At 40.1% G+C, this 17,899-nt stretch carries 11 protein-coding genes; 7 read left to right on the plus strand and 4 right to left on the minus strand.

Translation table 11 applies throughout. The features are described 5' to 3' along the window. Positions 1–5 precede the first annotated feature (5 nt). Both CHB92_RS11695 and CHB92_RS11700 read right to left on the minus strand, forming a co-directional pair. Positions 6–1,169: a restriction endonuclease subunit S gene (locus CHB92_RS11695; protein WP_089319392.1), complete on the minus strand. Its 1,164-nt coding sequence runs from the start codon at positions 1,167–1,169 to the stop codon at positions 6–8. Next, the gene (locus CHB92_RS11700; protein ID WP_089319393.1) at positions 1,166–3,280 is read right to left on the minus strand and encodes a type I restriction-modification system subunit M; all 2,115 of its coding nucleotides are present in this window, start codon (positions 3,278–3,280) and stop codon (positions 1,166–1,168) included. Before CHB92_RS11700 ends, CHB92_RS11695 begins: the two co-directional genes overlap by 4 nt. Positions 3,281–4,539: 1,259 nt before the next feature. Between CHB92_RS11700 and CHB92_RS11710 the strand changes: the two genes are divergently transcribed. The 7 genes from CHB92_RS11710 to CHB92_RS11740 all read left to right on the plus strand — a co-directional run bounded on the left by CHB92_RS11710 (position 4,540) and on the right by CHB92_RS11740 (position 14,585). Then, a complete protein-coding gene (locus CHB92_RS11710) occupies positions 4,540–5,604 on the plus strand; it encodes a ComEC/Rec2 family competence protein (RefSeq protein WP_089319395.1) in 1,065 nt (354 codons plus the stop codon). After that, positions 5,601–6,899, plus strand: coding sequence for an ABC-three component system protein (locus tag CHB92_RS11715; RefSeq protein ID WP_089319396.1), 1,299 nt, complete (start codon positions 5,601–5,603; stop codon positions 6,897–6,899). Before CHB92_RS11710 ends, CHB92_RS11715 begins: the two co-directional genes overlap by 4 nt. Further along, a complete protein-coding gene (locus CHB92_RS11720; protein ID WP_089319397.1) occupies positions 6,883–7,449 on the plus strand; it encodes an ABC-three component system middle component 1 in 567 nt (188 codons plus the stop codon). The genes CHB92_RS11715 and CHB92_RS11720 overlap by 17 nt, the downstream gene beginning before the upstream one ends. Then, the gene (locus CHB92_RS25805) at positions 7,430–10,573 is read left to right on the plus strand and encodes an AAA family ATPase (protein ID WP_179223020.1); all 3,144 of its coding nucleotides are present in this window, start codon (positions 7,430–7,432) and stop codon (positions 10,571–10,573) included. Before CHB92_RS11720 ends, CHB92_RS25805 begins: the two co-directional genes overlap by 20 nt. 713 nt (positions 10,574–11,286) lie before the next feature. Continuing rightward, positions 11,287–12,297 (plus strand): hypothetical protein, encoded by a 1,011-nt coding sequence (locus CHB92_RS11730; RefSeq protein WP_144266305.1) that lies wholly within the window; start codon positions 11,287–11,289, stop codon positions 12,295–12,297. A gap of 269 nt (positions 12,298–12,566) precedes the next feature. Beyond that, positions 12,567–13,799: a ferritin-like domain-containing protein gene (locus CHB92_RS11735; RefSeq protein WP_089319399.1), complete on the plus strand. Its 1,233-nt coding sequence runs from the start codon at positions 12,567–12,569 to the stop codon at positions 13,797–13,799. A gap of 3 nt (positions 13,800–13,802) precedes the next feature. Further along, on the plus strand, positions 13,803–14,585 hold the full coding sequence (locus tag CHB92_RS11740; RefSeq protein ID WP_089319400.1) for a hypothetical protein: 783 nt from the start codon (positions 13,803–13,805) through the stop codon (positions 14,583–14,585). 198 nt (positions 14,586–14,783) lie between these two features. Here the strand turns inward: CHB92_RS11740 and CHB92_RS11745 are convergent, their stop codons facing one another. Both CHB92_RS11745 and CHB92_RS11750 read right to left on the minus strand, forming a co-directional pair. Next, the gene (locus CHB92_RS11745) at positions 14,784–15,446 is read right to left on the minus strand and encodes a hypothetical protein (RefSeq protein WP_089319401.1); all 663 of its coding nucleotides are present in this window, start codon (positions 15,444–15,446) and stop codon (positions 14,784–14,786) included. Beyond that, positions 15,427–17,895: a tyrosinase family protein gene (locus tag CHB92_RS11750; RefSeq protein ID WP_089319402.1), complete on the minus strand. Its 2,469-nt coding sequence runs from the start codon at positions 17,893–17,895 to the stop codon at positions 15,427–15,429. Before CHB92_RS11750 ends, CHB92_RS11745 begins: the two co-directional genes overlap by 20 nt. Positions 17,896–17,899 lie beyond the last annotated feature (4 nt).

Here is a 17,899-nt window from a genome sequence, read left to right on the forward strand (position 1 = left end):
TTTGCTTAAATAGCTAATTGCAGTTGTTGTTCCTTTTGCTTCATTAAATACTCATCGGAAAGCTTTCCGCTGATGAGCCTTGGAAGTAGAAGGTCACGAGTTTGGCTTAGGTTTTTGTTGTAGAGTTGAAGGTTTATAATTTGTTGATGCATAGGTTTTACGATCTTATCAAATTGCTCCAGAACCGTGCTTTCAGGCATCACTATGTCTAAACTATAAGCTTGACTTCTATTTAGTCCTGGTACAGCCGCATCACTATTAATGAATGGCTGGTACTGTAGATTGAAGTACAAGAATAAAGAAGTTTGTTCTTTATCAATAAAGTATACAGTATCAATAGGCCAACAATTTTTGTCAGACCAGTGAATGCTCCCTACGTTTCCCTTCCTTCCAACTATGATAACAGGACCTTCAATCAATGATGTTTCATTAGATCCAACGACACCGCTTGAACCATAAACAGGAAAATCTCCCTCTACTCGATCATCCTCTTTTAAGGCTTTGCCATAATTAAGTGTAACAATATCACCTATTTTAGTTCTCTTCCACCCCTCAGGAATACCATCAACTACAGGTAGATTTTCATAGCCAGGGAAGCGAAGGCGTACAAACCATTCGTTATAAATATCTTCTGCTATCTGCTCTAGCAGAGCAATGCGCTGTTTGTTGTTTTCTACCAGATCATCGTAGGCAGTAATTATTGAAGCTATTTTCTTTTGAACAGGGATTGAAGGCAATGAAGGTAACTTTAGCTCCCTTATATCCTTCATGTTCAAATGAGCAACGGTTGCACCATTAGTCTTTACTAATATTTGCCCTTGCAACTCATTTCCTAAAAGGAGATAGCATAGATAGTCTGGATCTACAATTTTTTTATTAGGTCTGACAAGTACTGTTCTTTGTCCTAAGCAAACTTGCAAATCATCTGGTATGATCGCGACGTTACCAACTGGTGCTTCCCTTGCAATTATGATATCCCCCCCTTGTGGTTTTGCTCTTTTAGTCCAAAGCTCATAAGTTTCCTCAGAAACTCTATTTACACCATCAAGGATTAACCGTCCCTTTCCTATATTGGGAGTTCTGATAGATGGTATACCTTCAACTTGTGTTGGCGCTGTTTTATGTTCACAGTCTACAATGAAATCAGCAACATCATTTAACACCATCATAACAACCCTCCTATATTGAAGTGAATCTGTTCTTCTAAATCTCTTGCTTTCTCTGATAATGTTTTGAACATCTCATAGTTATCAGACAGAGTCATTTTAAACTCTTCTGCTGAAACAGTTTCATTTTCAAATGTGATACCCACATACCTCCCCGCATTTAATGAGTAATCCTGCTCCTCTACATATTCTTTTCGCGAAGCTGCTTTACAAAGCCCTGTCACATCAACATACTTTGCTTCTGGAAAACTCTCATGTAGCCAAGTCATATTATCAAGCCAATAAATAGCTTGTTCTAAAGCAATTTTAAGCTTCTGCTGTTTCTTATCCAGCGCCTTATCTATTTTGTTAAGCTCCAAATCATTCCACCCTTTGTCACTCTTAATCTTCAATAGAGAATCAGCCTGCTCCCACAGCTCCAACATGCTCTCCTTTTCTTTATTTAGCTCAGACTGCAATTCCTTGAAAGCAGCAAGTACAGTCTTTAATTCAGCAGCAAACTGTAACTGCGAAGCATTGTCTTTGGCAGATGCAATAAGTGTTTGTAATGGTTGGAGATTAGGCAGTTCCAGCCCTTCTTTCAACTGAAGAGTTTGTAGTTGCTCTGGTAAGCCAGCGACTTTAAGCTTTTTAAGTTGTTCGGGCTTATACTTGTCTTTGCTCTGCTGATAGTAGCTCTTTAGAGCAGCCAAGGTGTTATCAAGAGTTCCTTTATACTTTTCTACTCTTTCAGGAATAGCTGTTAATGCTGCTTGAGCCTCCTTGATGTAGTGCGAGATTAGCTCCAGATAACGATCAGTTTCGCCCCTGTATAGGCGTACAACAGCAGAAAGATTTTGCACCTGTTCTTCTGTCCATTCGCGGTGCGCGCGGTCCATCTGGCGATATACGTTGCGGCCATCCAGGAACAAGATTTTGTTTTTGCGGTCAGTATTTACTTTACCCTTATCAAAGAACCAGATAGTAGCAGGAAGGGTAACTGTATAAAACATGTTAGATGGCATCGTCACCATACAATCCACAATGCCGCTATCTACTATGTTTTTCCTGATCTCATACTCAGAATTTCGGGCATCAGACGCAGAATTGGCCATCACAAATCCTGCACGCCCTTTATCATTAAGTGAAGAAGCAAACAGCGATACCCAGAGGTAGTTTGCATCAGTTATTTTATCGTCTTTTTTACCCTTGTTTGTAGGCAGGCCATAGGCAGTGAAGCGAGGGTCATTTTTAACAGTAGCCTCCTTTACCGTCTTCACGTTGAATGGCGGATTAGCCATTACGTAGTCAAACTTGCCTTTGCTATTGTAGGGATCACTTTCGTAGGAGTTTGTTTCTGTGATTTCACCCCTAAGATTGTTTACCAGCAAGTTCATCTTAGCAAGTCGTACGGTTTCACCCATATACTCCTGCCCGCATACATAAATGTCGTTCAGGTCGTGGTTAGCTTCCTTCACAAACTTAGCTGACTGTACAAACATACCTCCCGAACCGCAGGCGGGGTCATAAATCTTTCCACTGTACGGCTCAATCACCTCCACAATAAAGCGGACAACCGAAGTAGGCGTAAAGAACTCCCCTCCTTTCTGTCCTTCGCTTAAAGCGAAATTTCCCAGGAAGTACTCATAAATCTTCCCGAAAACATCACCACTAGCGTCTTTAGGTATATCAGAGAAAGCCTTTAACAGTTGAGGTAGAATATCATCCTTCTTCTTTTCAATATCAAAGAAAGCATCTTTTGGCAGTACTCCCTGAAACTTTGCATCCTGGTAACTCTCAATCGCTACCATTGCCTCCTTTATGGCTTCAGCTGCTTTCTTGTCTCCAGGTAGGTTGAGCAGGTAATCGTATCGGGCATTCTCTGGCAAATAGAACCCACACTTCTCCAGTGCTATTTTATCCAGAGCACGCTCCATACGGGTGCCTTTGTACTTCTCATATTCCTGCAGAATCTCAGCCTCTACATGGCTGTATTTGTTATCGGCAAAACGCAGAAAGATAAGCCCCAGCACCGGCACCGCATAATCAGATGCCTTTATCCCTCCATAGGCACGCAGCGAATTGGCTGCATCCCACAAATCATCTTCCAGTTTCTTTAGTTGTTCGTTGGTCATTATACTCTATATCAGCAGGATAACTCTACCCGAGAAATCCTAACATTATTCTATGTTTTAGTTAAACTAAAATTAGACAATATAGAAAATAACATATCAATAAAAAAGGCAGGATTTATAATCCTGCCTTTGACTCAAATACAAAATAAATAGCTAACAGCTTATCGAAATAGTCATGCGTTATGCATATAACCAACACTTGCATGTTTTTGATTCTGAGAAAGGCCTATTATAAAGTCTGTCGGCACTGCAATTAGGCCTATGTGTAGCAATGTATATTCAAGTGCACGCTCCTACAAGTTACTTGATATTGATGTTTATAGAGCGTATGTTTAATCACAAACGTTATTGGGAAAGATGATCTGCGCCTCCGTGAATTTTGATTTTTTCATGCAATTCGCTTTAGGTTCTATACGATTATTACACGCTTCTTCTACTTTACAATGGTCCAATTTTTCGGGGGGAGGTCACCTTTCCGGTAAGTAGACACGAAGCCGTAGTACAGTAACTTAAAATCAACAGGCCGCCTCAGATCTCTCTTTTCCAGGTTTACCTGCAACTTTAAATTGCCTTTAAGGAACATGTAAATAGCGCTGCCTGCTGTGAGGGCTGCCTTTTCGCTTTTGATATAGATAATAAAGACATCGACATGGCGCACAAAATGTAAACCCTGCCTTACCAGTTCCTAGTTCAGTCAAGCAGCATAATATTTTAGAGCAACGGCGAGAGCGGGCTACCCTGGGTCACCCCTTTCCGGCGTTCGGCCAGCTTACCCTTTATCAGGATGGGAGCCATGAGCCATTTGTGGACCATCCACCAGCGGGCATTTCACCTTTCGATAATGCAGTTGCAACAACCGACAGTGTTCCAATTCGTCGAGGAAGTTTTTCAGGTTTATGCCAATAATGTACTGATAACCTTCATGGATGTAGCAGTGTGCCTGCTGCACGGGCTTGTGGGCATTGCGGCCCAGCTGGAAGCAATAGCTGTGTTTTTGAACTCCAACTCTAAAAGCGGATACATCAATTGGAGGACTGCCTGTTGCAGTTCACGTTCGGTGACGGTAGGAATATCTAGGAGGCGTTCTTTGCCATTGCTTTTTCCGACAAATTTGTGCTTTGAACCGCATTTTACTTAACCGAGGCTCGATCATGAGAAGTTTTCAAAAACAAAGTAGAAATTTGTGAAGATGGTTCGATACGTAATTTATGGAACATTAAATTTAAAGAATATATTTACAAGTAACTTGACTTATTACGATGCGAATCGAATTTTTACCGGCATATAATGGAGATGCCATCTGCATAAACTTTAAGCATGAAAATGCCGCCGTTAATATTCTGATAGATGGGGGGACTAAACAGACCTACCAGACCAAAGGAAAAAAGAACACCATCGTAAACGGGCCACTGAAACATCTTGTTGAGGCGATCAGAGAACGAAATGAAAAGATTGACCTTTTGATCCTTACCCATATTGATGATGATCATATCGGCGGGATAATGAAGTGGCTAGAGAATGATAAAAAAGCACTTAAGTTGATCGGCGAAGTTTGGTTCAATAGCGGCAAGACTATCGCGAGCTATCTTAATGTATCCGAGATTAAAATCCCCGAATTACAATTAGTTCCTCATGATACGACTGAAACCGGCGTCGGTCAGGGCGTTAATTTCGAGAAACTTATCCGAGAAGCTAAGGTATGGAACGAAGCGATTGTCGCTCAAGGGCAATGCCTGGAGTTTAAAGGTACGACCTTCAAGATATTATCGCCATCTCCAGCCGGATTAAAAGCTTTGCATGACAAATGGTTCAGGGAGGCCCCCGATTCTTTGACTGCAGTAGCTACAGACTACGATCAAAGTTTGGAGCACCACCTTTCGAAACTTATCTCGGACCCTGATGGAAGCATCCATAATGGCAGTTCCATTGCTTTTATTTGGGTTCACAACGAAAAGAATTATCTTTTTCTTTCCGATGCCCACGCGGACACGCTGATTGACGGATTTAAACTTTTTGAATATGATAAAGAAAATCCAATCCCTGCTGAAGTTGTCAAGCTGAGCCACCATGGCAGTAATCGGAACATCTCTCTGGAGCTTCTGGAGGTGATTGATGCCAATCAGTTCGTGGTAACAACTAACGGAGACAAGCATGGTCACCCTGATAAAAAAGGACTTGCCAAGATACTGAAAAGTAAATCAAACCCGCTCATTAGGTTCAATTATCCAAAACGTATCGACGATATCTTTACAGCAGAAGATCGTAAATTTATTGAGTTCAGGACAGACACCGCCCTTGACGGAATTATTATTGAAGAGGAATGAAATACGACTACATTGGTTTTTCGCTGATCGTCTGCGGGGGAAGCGGATGCATTTTCAAAGTGCACGGTGTCGACTATATGTATGTACTGACCGCGAAACATCTCATTGAAGGACAAAAAGTAACTGTAAAGCGACAGTTCATTGATGAGGACGGCCAGCCTAAGGAGATATCGTTAAAAGTACTGGGTGAGCCATTTTTGAATAAGGATGTTAACAAAGATGCCGCGATTTTAAAGGTGGAGTACCTTCCGGCGATCGAATCACTGGCAAGGTGGGATACCCCATTAACCATCGATACAGAAATGACGCTCGCGGGTTTTCCGAATAGTCGATCGAAAAAAACCTATGGTTTCAGGATGGATAAATTGACCTCCAGGAATAGCAAGGAGTATAACTATATCGAGTGCAAGCTCTCTACACCTTCCACATACGGCGAAATCGTTGGCCTCTCAGGGGGTGGCACCTTTCATTCATCGAATGGGCAACATTATCTGACAGGCATTCAATCAAAAATGGCTGCTGAAGATGATGAGGAGATGTTGAACAATGTTGACATCATGCCTTTGGCCTTTTTTGATGACATTATAGCAGAGCACGATGAACTTGTACCTCTGGTATCCGAACACCTGCTTTGCTTTTCTACCCTAAAAAGCTACGCGTTAAAACTAGAGGGCTGCTACGGTGCAGTGCAAATGGATTTTACGCGAAACTATTTACAGGACATTACCGACGAAATCATTGCGAACAAGCTTACACCAACGGTCATCCGGGAATTCTTTACCTCCAAACTATTGGTTTATGAGGAAGACGATACCGTTCTTGGCAGTCGCGGGCTTTGGATCGCATGGCTTGAGTTTTTGGTGATCCTGCGGATCATTAAAGAAGAACAAATTAGCGGCAAGAATATCGAAAGCCTTTTTAACGAGTTCCGCCTTATCTATTCGGATACAGATGGTGACTGGACAAATGAATTGCCTAAAATATTCCGCTCGAATTTTTATGGTATGTCGCAGGACGCTAAGGTAATTGTCGCTACCCAAGCACCACCCGTAAAATGGGTTATTGCCAACAAAGTGATCCCGAACATTATTAGCGCCCATCCTCTGACGAAAAAGCATATGCAGATCGATGTTGGCCTAACTCACCCGCTGCAGAATTTTAAGTTAATGCACTTATATGCTTTTCAGCGAATAGGGATCATCGACAAAGAGGACGAATACTATAATTTTTCTGCGCTGAATGAGCCAGAACTTTTTGAAAAACTTAAAACTGAGTTTAATGCTATCTTCGCATGATCATAATATCACCAAGTTCTTTAGTGAACGCTATCCAAACGAGTTCATTACATTCAAACTGATCGAATATAAAGGGAATGTCAGCGTTTTCGTCTTTTATTTTGAGGAAGAAAGTGAACTTGAAAAGACCTGGAGCAATGTATCAGGTAATGTAGCAGGGCTTTACCAGGCAGAGCTGGCAGAAGATTTCGATATGTGGAACATTTACATGTTTTACCTATGCAGATCAGAGCTCTCGCTTGCTCTAAAGTATAAGATCGAGAATGACCGATTCTCCAGCAGAAAAATCGTGTTAGATAACTACGAGGAAGAGATCTCAGACATCGGGATCAACGATATCATCGATGAACATATCACAAATATCGATATCATGTATGACCCGAAAGAGGCGAAAAAGCTTGCACTTTCTCTTGATACCGGTACCGACAGGATCATCTGGGAGTTGATTAAAGACTTGTCCCTCAAACCCGGAAAAAAATCCTTACACGAGTCAGAACAGATTCTTTCACAGATAGAACAGAACATTAAAGATGAAGATCAGCAAAGTTGAGATACAAGCATTCAGAGCTTACGACGAATTGAAAGATTGTACTTTCGACTTTACCTTGCCGAATGGCACAACAGCGGACTTCGTTTCGTTGTACGCACCCAACGGATTTGGAAAAACATCATTTTACGATGCTGTAGAATGGGGTATTACCTCCAACATTTATCGCTTTATCAGACAGACTCGGATTAAGAGCTATGCAAGTGATGAAAAGCATCTTAATTATGAGTTGGCAAATAAGAAGTCTCCGCATTTCATCTTGCGCAATAAAAATAGTCCCGCTGATCGCGAAAGCTTTGTTCGCCTATACTTACTGAACGAGCCTGAGCCGAAATTCCGCTCCCTGAAAAAAGGAAGGATAGACAGTTCAGATTATCACTTCGACGAAAAGATGACCGAGGATATCAAGTTCCGAGATGTGATCCTTTCGCAGGACAACATTGATGCTTTTTTGAGGGAGGACGATCCCTGCGAACGCTATGACAAGTTTATGAATCTATTCGGCGATGTTGACTTGAACCGGATATATACAAACGTCCTTTGCCTAATCAAGGTCAATGAAAATGAGATTGAACAACTTCGCAAACAAGTTGAAAAGCTTGAGCTTGACCTTCCGAAGGATGTGGACAGCCAGGTGCTTGAAAAGATTAACCTGCGTATCGACGAAATGATCAAACAGGGCGAAGTGATCGAAAAAATAAGACCCGAATTCACTGAAAGAGATTTCCTTGATTTCTCGAACACGATCGCCGAAAGACTGGTCGAGTTACAGAATCATCTGGTAACGGCTAAGGGCGACTTAGACCAAATTTGTGAACAACAACTCAAGAAGGATGAATATGGCTTACTCAGAAATAAGAAGACAACCGATGAGGCCAGATTGAAAGTTCTGCAGACAGCGCTTAGCAAATTCCAAGAACTTAATAAAGCAAAAAACCGGCTTGCGCACATCGTGGCCTTACGGAACCAAACCTCTGCAGCTCAAAAGGAAACAGAGGATATATTTCGGCAATTTCCTTTATACCTTTCCAGCATCCAAAGAATCACCGAGCAATCCGCTGAAATGGATAGCCAGAAGCATAAGGTATTAGTTGCAGAGAATGAACTCACCATGATCAGCACGCTCCTGACCAATGCCCAAGCGGAATTGAATGCAATCAACGGTACTTTATTCGATATCAGACAGCGGCAGTCGGACCTGCCTAGCATAGAGCGATCAATAAACGCCTTGACAATTGAGATCGAACAGATCAACCTGCAGCTGAAAACGTTCATGCAAGTCATAGACACGAACGAAAAAGAAACTCAGGTGAATACTGAGCAACAGAGGAAAACCTCGACCATTTTTGATCTGATATCCAAAAATGATTTTGAAGTTAGGATTAATGTTAGCCCTGAGATTGCACAGCGTTTAACGTTGATTAAAACTTTCGAGGGCGACCTTAAAGAGTTGAATGCCAATCTGAAAAACATTGAGGGCGAAATCGCTAATCAGACCAATCTCAATAACGAACTCAAGCAACTCATCATTCTTTCCTCTGCATTTGTCAACAAAAGCAACGCGGATACTTGCCCGGTCTGCCTGCACCAGTACGGAAGTTATGAGGTGCTTTCTGAACGGGTATTGAAGAACCCCCTGTTTAATGATCTTCTACAGGAAAAGATAGCAGCAAAAAATAAGTTAAATTCCTCTATATCGGGAAAGGTAAATGGCATTAGCGCAGAGAAAAGGGAGATACTTGATTTATTAAGCAGAGAACTTGCTGCGCTGAAAAACATTGCAACCCGCTTAACCCTTCAAAAAGGGCAGTTATTAGCCCAAAAGGAACAGATCAGGACACGTCTCGCAAATGCAGAGGCGGGGCGCAAAGATCTATTCCTGAAAATCGGCGGCGTCTCAACAACAGAGTATTCTGCATTATTGGTGCAACAGAACGATGAACAACAAAAAGCGTCCAAGTTAAAGTCGGACGCAATCACAGAGTTGCAAAAGAAACTGGAAGACCAAAAAACGCTAATCGAGTCTTGGCGGAAGGCCATCCAGAACATCGAAAACGGTATGCGTACATACCGCCTTACCGAGGAATTCATAAACGTTGATCAGTTCCTTCGTAAAAAAGGTTATACCAATTATGGAACTGAAGAAATCGCCTCTTTATTAGCCAAGCTGACCAAAGATCTTGAAGACGTCATCGCCGATGAGAAACTGGTTAGTGAAGATATCCAAGGCCTCGCTGAGGAACTGAAAAATTATAATGAATTAAAGCTCAATACCGATATAGCAGCATTGGAAGTCCAGCTCCGTCAGAATAGCGAGATCGTCAATGGATTTGAGACTTTCCTTTCGCGATTCTTGTCGACTGAACCGGAACCGAAGGCCATTAATGAAACTGAAGTGCTCAATAATGCGGAGAACAATGCCAAAGTTAGAGTAGAACGAATGCAGGCCTTGATTGAGGAATTAGAAAAGATTGAAGGTTTTAAGAACAACGTGATGCCATTGCTTCGGTACAACGGCGTGCGTGACCAGATCGAAAAGAAGAGTGAACGGCTGTCATTCTTAACGGAAAAATTGAACGTGCGTCTTTACAGCGAAAAAAATCGGTTAGCAACGATAATCGACGAACAGATCCAATCATTCTTCTATGAGGATCTCATCAATCAGTTATATCAAAAGATAGATCCGCATCCAAATTACAAGCGAATAAAGTTCAAGTGCGATTTTAACGACAATAAGCCGAAATTGAACGTATTCGTCACAGGTTCGGAGGAAGAGCATATTATTCCCAACTTATATTTCAGTACGGCCCAAACTAACATACTTAGCCTAAGTATCTTTTTGGCAAAAGCACTGAATGCCCGCGACGAAAACGGTGAGCAGATCAATTGTATCTTCATAGACGACCCTATCCAGTCGTTGGACAGTATTAATATTTTGTCCACGATTGATCTTATTCGCAGTCTGGTAGTGAACTTTGGTAAGCAGATCATCCTGTCTACTCACGATGAGAACTTCCATATTCTGCTACAGAAGAAGATTCCATCGGGGTTATTTAACTCTAAATTCTTAGAGCTTGAAACTTTTGGAAAAGTAAGGAGTGACATTGTATTTAATAAAGAAGAATAGGGATAGACTTATGCCCTCCTCTCTACTTGAACAAGAGCAAAACTAGTCCTAAAAGTTAGTTATCCAAAAATCAATACCATTATAAAGTTGGTTAGTTAGAAAGCACTATCATAGGATCTTTATTTCCGTTTGGGATTGGTAAATTAAAATAAGTAATTACGTCACTAAAATCCTTATGGATAAAGTTCGATATTTCACACCTTCGGTCTACACCAAAGGCCTTCAGTTAACGCTGAAGGCCTTTTTTCTTTTACTTCGGACACTATTCGGACGCTAAAGCTGCGCATATTTGTCGTACGCTCCCCATAAGTAGGCTGATTAGACCCTCATCGGGAGCTAATGCATCTTTACTTTTCCTTCCATCTTCCAGCGCTACCTGCTCCTACTCTCTTAGTATCCCCTCTAATAAGTGCTTGAAGATACGCTTTAGAAATAAGGCTGCTCTACTGTATCACCATCTCATCTTATAAATCAAAATACCGGTTTGATTTGTGAGACGGCAATTCGGGGCTTACTTTCAATAAATCTTGCATACTGCTTACAAGCATCGATAAAACGGCCTCTTATGAGACAGCATAATTAAGGGGAGGATCCGGTGATAGTGATCTTGATATATAGTATATTCGTTAGTCCAGTTCCGGTTATTGGTCAAAAAAGACCATAAGCCGTATGTTTACGCATATCCAGTAGTTGTGCCAAATTTTAATTATAAGATGGAAGATAGAAAAAAGTATTTATTGAACTCCTCATTACTGTATGACAGCTTGTTACGACAAACAGATAATAGCTGCATTAGACGTTTTCTTGCATTTAAAATAATAACAAATGCAATGTCATATGAAGACCTTTTTAACAATAGAATATTTAATGACTTTAGACAAATTAGGAATGTTTTTCTAGCTCATAAACAAGAGAACTCTTTCATTCAGGCATATAGCACATCTGACAGCATAACGGACAATAAAATTCAGGATTTGCTTAAGTTCATGAAAGAAAATCTATCAGATCCTAATAACTATCTAACTTTTAATGAGCTTATTGACCAGAGTATAAAGACGGATCTTGAAAATCTGTCAAAACAAATATTAAGCCTATTTCATGAAGAATTTTACGAAGGGTTTAGGATCAGCAACAACTTCTTATGCACAGGCAATGGACAAATAAAGGAAATGTCATCTAGTGCATTGTCAGGTGTATTTTATAGATATAATAGTTCAAAGGAGCTGAGTACTCTTGCAAACTACTTTATTTCTAATCTTATTAAAGACCCGAAATTTGAAAATGCTCTTATAAACTTTAAAATTGACTACTTACTACATGCTGTAAATATGTATGACTGCATCTATAAGGATACCAAAAATAATCACTCTATTGATGGTCTTCTAGAAGTAATGCAAGAAACAGGGATGGGAGATACTTCTTATCTTGACAATTTAAAGACAGACAGCGGTCATATACAGATTTATAAAAGTATGCGGCAAATTAGAAATAAGCTTGCTGGTCACATGGACACAAAGAAACCCCTTGCTTACCATTTGCAAAAAGCTAAAGATTTTGACATTTCCATTGCTTATGACTTTGTAAACGAACTTGATAAAGCTGTTTATGATGCAGGTGAAACACATGTAGCCATTCAAAGCAACTATTTCAATTTTAATCTAAAACTTGATTCACCTGACATTACAGGGATGGAAGATTTTGCTAATCAGAACTACTTCGATTGAAAAAATGGCACAACAACAGCTGAAAATTATTGCAGCCCTTTTGGACAGCAACAACAGTCTTATTCTTTGTTGTTGCTGCTTGATCTTTCCCGTCTCTACTCCCTCTCACTACAATTAATAAAAATATTAAAGTATCCAATATAACATTTTTTAAAAAAATTAGTAAGGCTACTACTATAAAGCATTGCCAAATTAAAAGTAAAACTAGTTTTTTCCTACTCGTCAATTATCCTATAATTATAACAAGTTTAGTGATTGAGCTCCTAATTATGATTAATACTCGCGAAGAACTTCTTAATGCCCTTGCTGAGGCAGCAGAACTAGAACATGGATTGCTAATCCAATATCTATTCGCTGCCTTTTCCCTAAAACGGCGACCAGATGAAGGAATTAGTTTGACACAACAGTTAATGATTGAAGATTGGGAAAAAACCATTCTTTCTGTTGCGCATCAGGAAATGTATCACCTTGCAAATGTTTGTAATTTATTATCAGCAATAGGAGGGGCTCCAAGGTTTGAGCGGCCAAATTTTCCACAGCCTTTAAAAAAGTATTATCCCTTCGATTTTCAATTAGAAAAATTCAATGATTTTACCCTTTATCGCTTCATTATTTTTGAACTTCCTCAAGGCGTCACTCCTCCTCCACCTCCTAAAGAAGTAAACTTAAATGAATCTATAAAAACAACGGCTGCTTTTGCTCCAGACCCTTTGATTTACAATCATATAGGAGAGCTTTACAATCGTATTGCTGAGGGCTTTAAAGCTATACCAGAAAGCTTACTCTTTATAGGTTCTCATAATCACCAAGATATTGATCGCTGGACACTTCGACTATCAATGCATGCTGTAACTAACAGAGAAACAGCTCTAAAAGCTATTAAAGAAATTGTTGAAGAGGGTGAAGGTACAACAAACAATAGGAAAGATTCTCACTACGATAAATTCTTAAAAATAAGAGAAGCGCTCCTAGCGGAGAAGGCCAAAGATCCTGACTTCGAACCAGCCAGACAAATTGTTATAAACCCACAAACTAGGGAGCATAGAGATATAAACGGTGCAATTACACTCATAACAAACAAAATCTCACGTAAAGTCGCTGAGTTATTCAATACTACATACTCAACCATGCTGATGATGTTAATCCAGTATTACAGTTATGGGGACGAAAACCAACATCAACGAGAAATGCTCAGGGATTCGTCCAGAAGACTAATGAGCGCCCTTATCCGCCCATTAGCTGAAATACTAACTGAAATGCCAGTATCAGAATCAGTTGAAGATGGCATGTCTGGACCTGGATTCGAAATATATGGTCCCCTTGGTTTATTAGGGAAGACCAGTAGCCGCTGGAAAATTTTGCTAGAGCGTATTCAGCACCATATTGAGGATGTGGATGACATCCTACAATTTCGGAATGAGCACCCTGTACTTAACCGTATGGGAAAACTGAGAGAGAATCTTGCAGGAACTATGATCAATTTAAAAAGTATTACCGCTTAAACAATGATAGAAATTCATTTTTCTGGTTGGTTTCAGTGCAGACTGGCAACAGATCCTGATCCTGCGGATGAAACAAGAGGGATTAGTGGAATGATAAAGGTATATCCAGGTGAACCAGATCTCGATCGGATTATTCGCTTTCACCCTCCTGTACTGCAGAGAAGTCATTGTCCTGAAATTGGAGTTTTTGTTCAACAGGTTGTAAAAAATGGAGAAAAAATAACTAATCATCATCTTATAGGTGCCAAAGTAAATTTGGCGGGAGATCCTATCTTCAAGGGCGACAATGGCATCGTGGCTGAAGATGGCAAGGAACCAATCGTACCTTTTATTCTCGAAATAACCAAAAACAGATTGCATATCAGCCGCACATGCCCTCATGAGTCTTTATATACAGATTTTCCATTTAAAGGATTACAGGCAAAAGAATTTAATGCGGACCCGCAGTTCATAAGAGAAGCGACCGGGGTCTTAGAGCCTACAGAATATTTCGCTGATCGGGCGAGATTGTTGTCCGAAGATTTGACATCTACTTTAAATCCCTTAGACTATGAAATTATAAAACGACGGGTAAGTTTTTTAAATTCAAAGAATGCATACGCATTCTTTGATGCATACATGAGTTATCAAGTTGAACTTAGTAGTGTCGCTGAAATCAAAGATCCAACCGGCGAACTAGATCAAGCTATTGATCCCAAAATAAGTTGGACTGTTTACCTCAAATTTTGTGCTTGGGATCCTGATGCTTTAACTGGTTATGTGACCGGTAAATTAGATGTACTTTAGCACTAATTTGCACAGAAGCCACCTCTATTCAGAAGCTAATAGAAAACAGAATCTGTGGATCACAAAACGATACCTGAGGAGTTATAACTAACAAAATAGACACTTTTATGGCAGTCATTAGGTTTAATCATGTAAGTACTCATACTATAAAGCAAATCTTCCCGCTTATGTTTAAGATGAACTAAAGCTATACACTTCTCAAACAATCTCTCTGATTTTGCCCCGGCTTTTACGAGAAGCTAATCCTCGTTTAACATATAAAGGCAAGAGCCTAACATTTAAAATGGATGCTACTATAAGAAGTAGCAAACCTATGGCTATCAACATAACGGAATTAATAAAAAATTTGCCCAGTAACAACGCTAAACAACCAGGAATTATAAAATAAATGGGTAAATAGTTTTTGGATTTGTGTGCCCTGTAAAAGAACAGCCCAAACAGAACGATCTGCATGAAAATAGAAAAATAAACTATCCATTTAAAATAAGGAACTGCTTCAAGTCCTGCAATTCCTAAAACGCCAATGTACGCAGCAAAACAAAACGGACATTTAGGAAACAAGGCAATTACACATGCCATAAACACAGATGATGTTATTTTAGGTGCCTTCCTAAACTTTGGATATTTATGATAGCTTACAATTCGCTCCGCTAGTTCTTCATCTGAGATTCCTGGTGAGTTATTTATAGAACAAATAATATGTTCATTAACGGTAATAATTCCACCTCCGACTCTGCTCATTGATTGCTCTTGCCAGCAGGGTAAAACCTTTATTCGGGTAAGTGCATTTCTTAGTACTAATCTTAATTCATTACAAGCTGCACTGTCTGACCAAATCAAGTTAACTTTGTATTCCATCATTATTCAATTTTATGGTGATGGACCTACATGCCATGTTTGGCTGTAGAGCTATTAAATTCTTGATGCTGCCTTCAAAGGCGCGATCAAAGGGATAGCCCATTGGACGCACATCAGGATATCGATCTTTTGCGCCACAATAGCTCATTGATCCACAGCAGTCTTCTTCGCCAACAATATCCTTCTGCCAATCAGTAATCATTACCATTAACTTAAATTTCATGCCATCTGTTGTACCACGAGGTAGTAAGAGGTTGTAAGGCCAACCACATTCGCAGTACGACTTATTGTAAATGAAGCTTTGAACAGCCTTTAGCACTTTAAATAACGCTTCTTCATAAATTTTTAAATTAATTTTGAACTGCGTAATATTTGAAATGCATGCTTCTGCCGCTTCTTTAGCAAGCTTTACTGCTTCCATTTCCCTATTCACGTTTGGTGTGGGCTCATTGTAGTCAGCAAAATCAGCAAGTACTTTAGTGCTTTGTGAAAAATTAGAGTCTAAAAACTCTTTGTATTGAGCAATATTTCCTTCTTCATTATACTTCACGTCGGCAGCCATTTTTATAAACAATTCGGGGTCGGTAAGATTGATATCCCTAGGCTTATAATTAACATTGTCTGTATCAGGATTTTTAATTGCCGGCTTCCTTATGACAGATGAGTCTTCCGCCTTTCGGACAACAACTGCTCTTTCATTCGCTTGTAATTCATGAACAAACTTATCCATTTCAATCCATGCCCGCCTATCTTCTTCTTCAGAAGCGGGTACCAAAAATATTCTTACCGTTACTTTTTGTATGTAATTGAATTGGTTTTGTATTCTGACAAAATAAAAGAACTCTTCATGATTAAGGTATTCATATTCGAACTCGGCGTATTCGCTAGATTTGGGGTCTGACTCAGACCTGCTCAGAAAGCGAATTTTCCCTTTCTCCATCCAAGTTTTTAATTCATCTACAGTTTCGAAAAACGCAGCTTTTTTATTTTCGGCATATTGGTATTGTAAACTGCTAGCTTTGGTGAAATCACCATTCCAGTTATTTCCTCCAAATGCCTGCGCGGCTAAACGCTTCAGGACTTCAGAATTTAACGTGCCTTTCTCTGTCGTAAGGCCAGGGATATTGCGGAGAGCGGAGAAAGTAGATAAAATGATGTCGGGTGACCACGCATCACCAACTTCATCTATGCCTTTCCTGATTAAGACATTAGGATAGTCTGAAAAATCGTGTTTCTTCTGAGTTTGCTGCCAGTTGAAAGAAAAATCATCTATGTGCTTATGCCATGCCCAAAAGAACGGGTCCCTTATGGCTGTAGCAGGGTCACCCATGACGCCCATTTCAGTTCGCTCCATATCAGGAACAGTAGGGTTTTCTGAAAAAGCAACAATTAGATGCCCTGTTCCATGTAACCCAAATTGAGTGGGCACTTTTGTTTCATAATATTCTTCATCTGTTGAATCAAGGCTAGGCTCTAGTGTAGACCCTAATAAATGTGGTGAAATTGCTATTTCCTTCTTACCTTTTTTCAGCCTTCCCTTCTTTACTCCATCAACAAACTTCTCTTTCAGATTATTGAATGCTGCTACTTTTTCCTTTAAAGTTTCATCATCAAAGTTCTTAAACATCGGACCAGGCTTTCGTGGAGTAAAACGCGTAACAGTAAAGAAAGGTGTGATGTTTATTTCAGCTGAATTGGTAAGTATTGCGCCGGGATTGTATCCATATGCTATCGACGCATTATAATCTGAATGCGCGAGAACCCTTTCAATGCCAACTGCAATTCTCTCGGCATCGTATCGAGCAAGCATTTGTTGGTGCATGTAAATAAAGAGCTCTCCCTGTCGATCTTTAATGCCACCTCTTAAACCAAAGGCAGGATACACCACATGCCAGTGCTGATGATGTTCATTGGCTAAAGGATCCTCTCTGAACCAGTTTAAAAGAGTTTCTTGATTGTGATCTTCATCTTCTATCAATGCTGCCAAAATATTAGGTCTGCCACTGGCAGTATTCAAAGTAGCGCCTAACGGTTTGGAAGGAACAACTTTACCCGGATCACGCACTAAAATTGATGGAACAGATAAGACACGACCTACAGGGTGATGGGCAATGAACACCATCAGCGAATGATATAATAGCTCGGGGTTTTTCGTGTCCAACAATTCAAGATATGTGTCTCGAACAGCCTTGATAGCTTCAGTTGTGGTATTTGATCTGTCTGCTATTTCGAAGAACAGGTTCCAGATCTTTTCCGCTTCCCTAAGATGTAAATGATTAAAAATGGAAAATCTTAAAATCTTAGGTTCCTGTTGGATTTCTTCTGCTTCTCCTACTGTAGCTAACCTTGCTATTGATGAATGTTTCTGCAGGTAATTACCCAGTAAGTTGGAAGTAGGAGTTGATAACAGGTTCCAAGCATCTTCTCTTAGTCTCTCAAGCTCATTGCTCATTCAC

It is taken from the genome of Pontibacter ummariensis, from assembly GCF_900188175.1.
GTDB classification, from domain to species: Bacteria; Bacteroidota; Bacteroidia; order Cytophagales; family Hymenobacteraceae; genus Pontibacter; species Pontibacter ummariensis.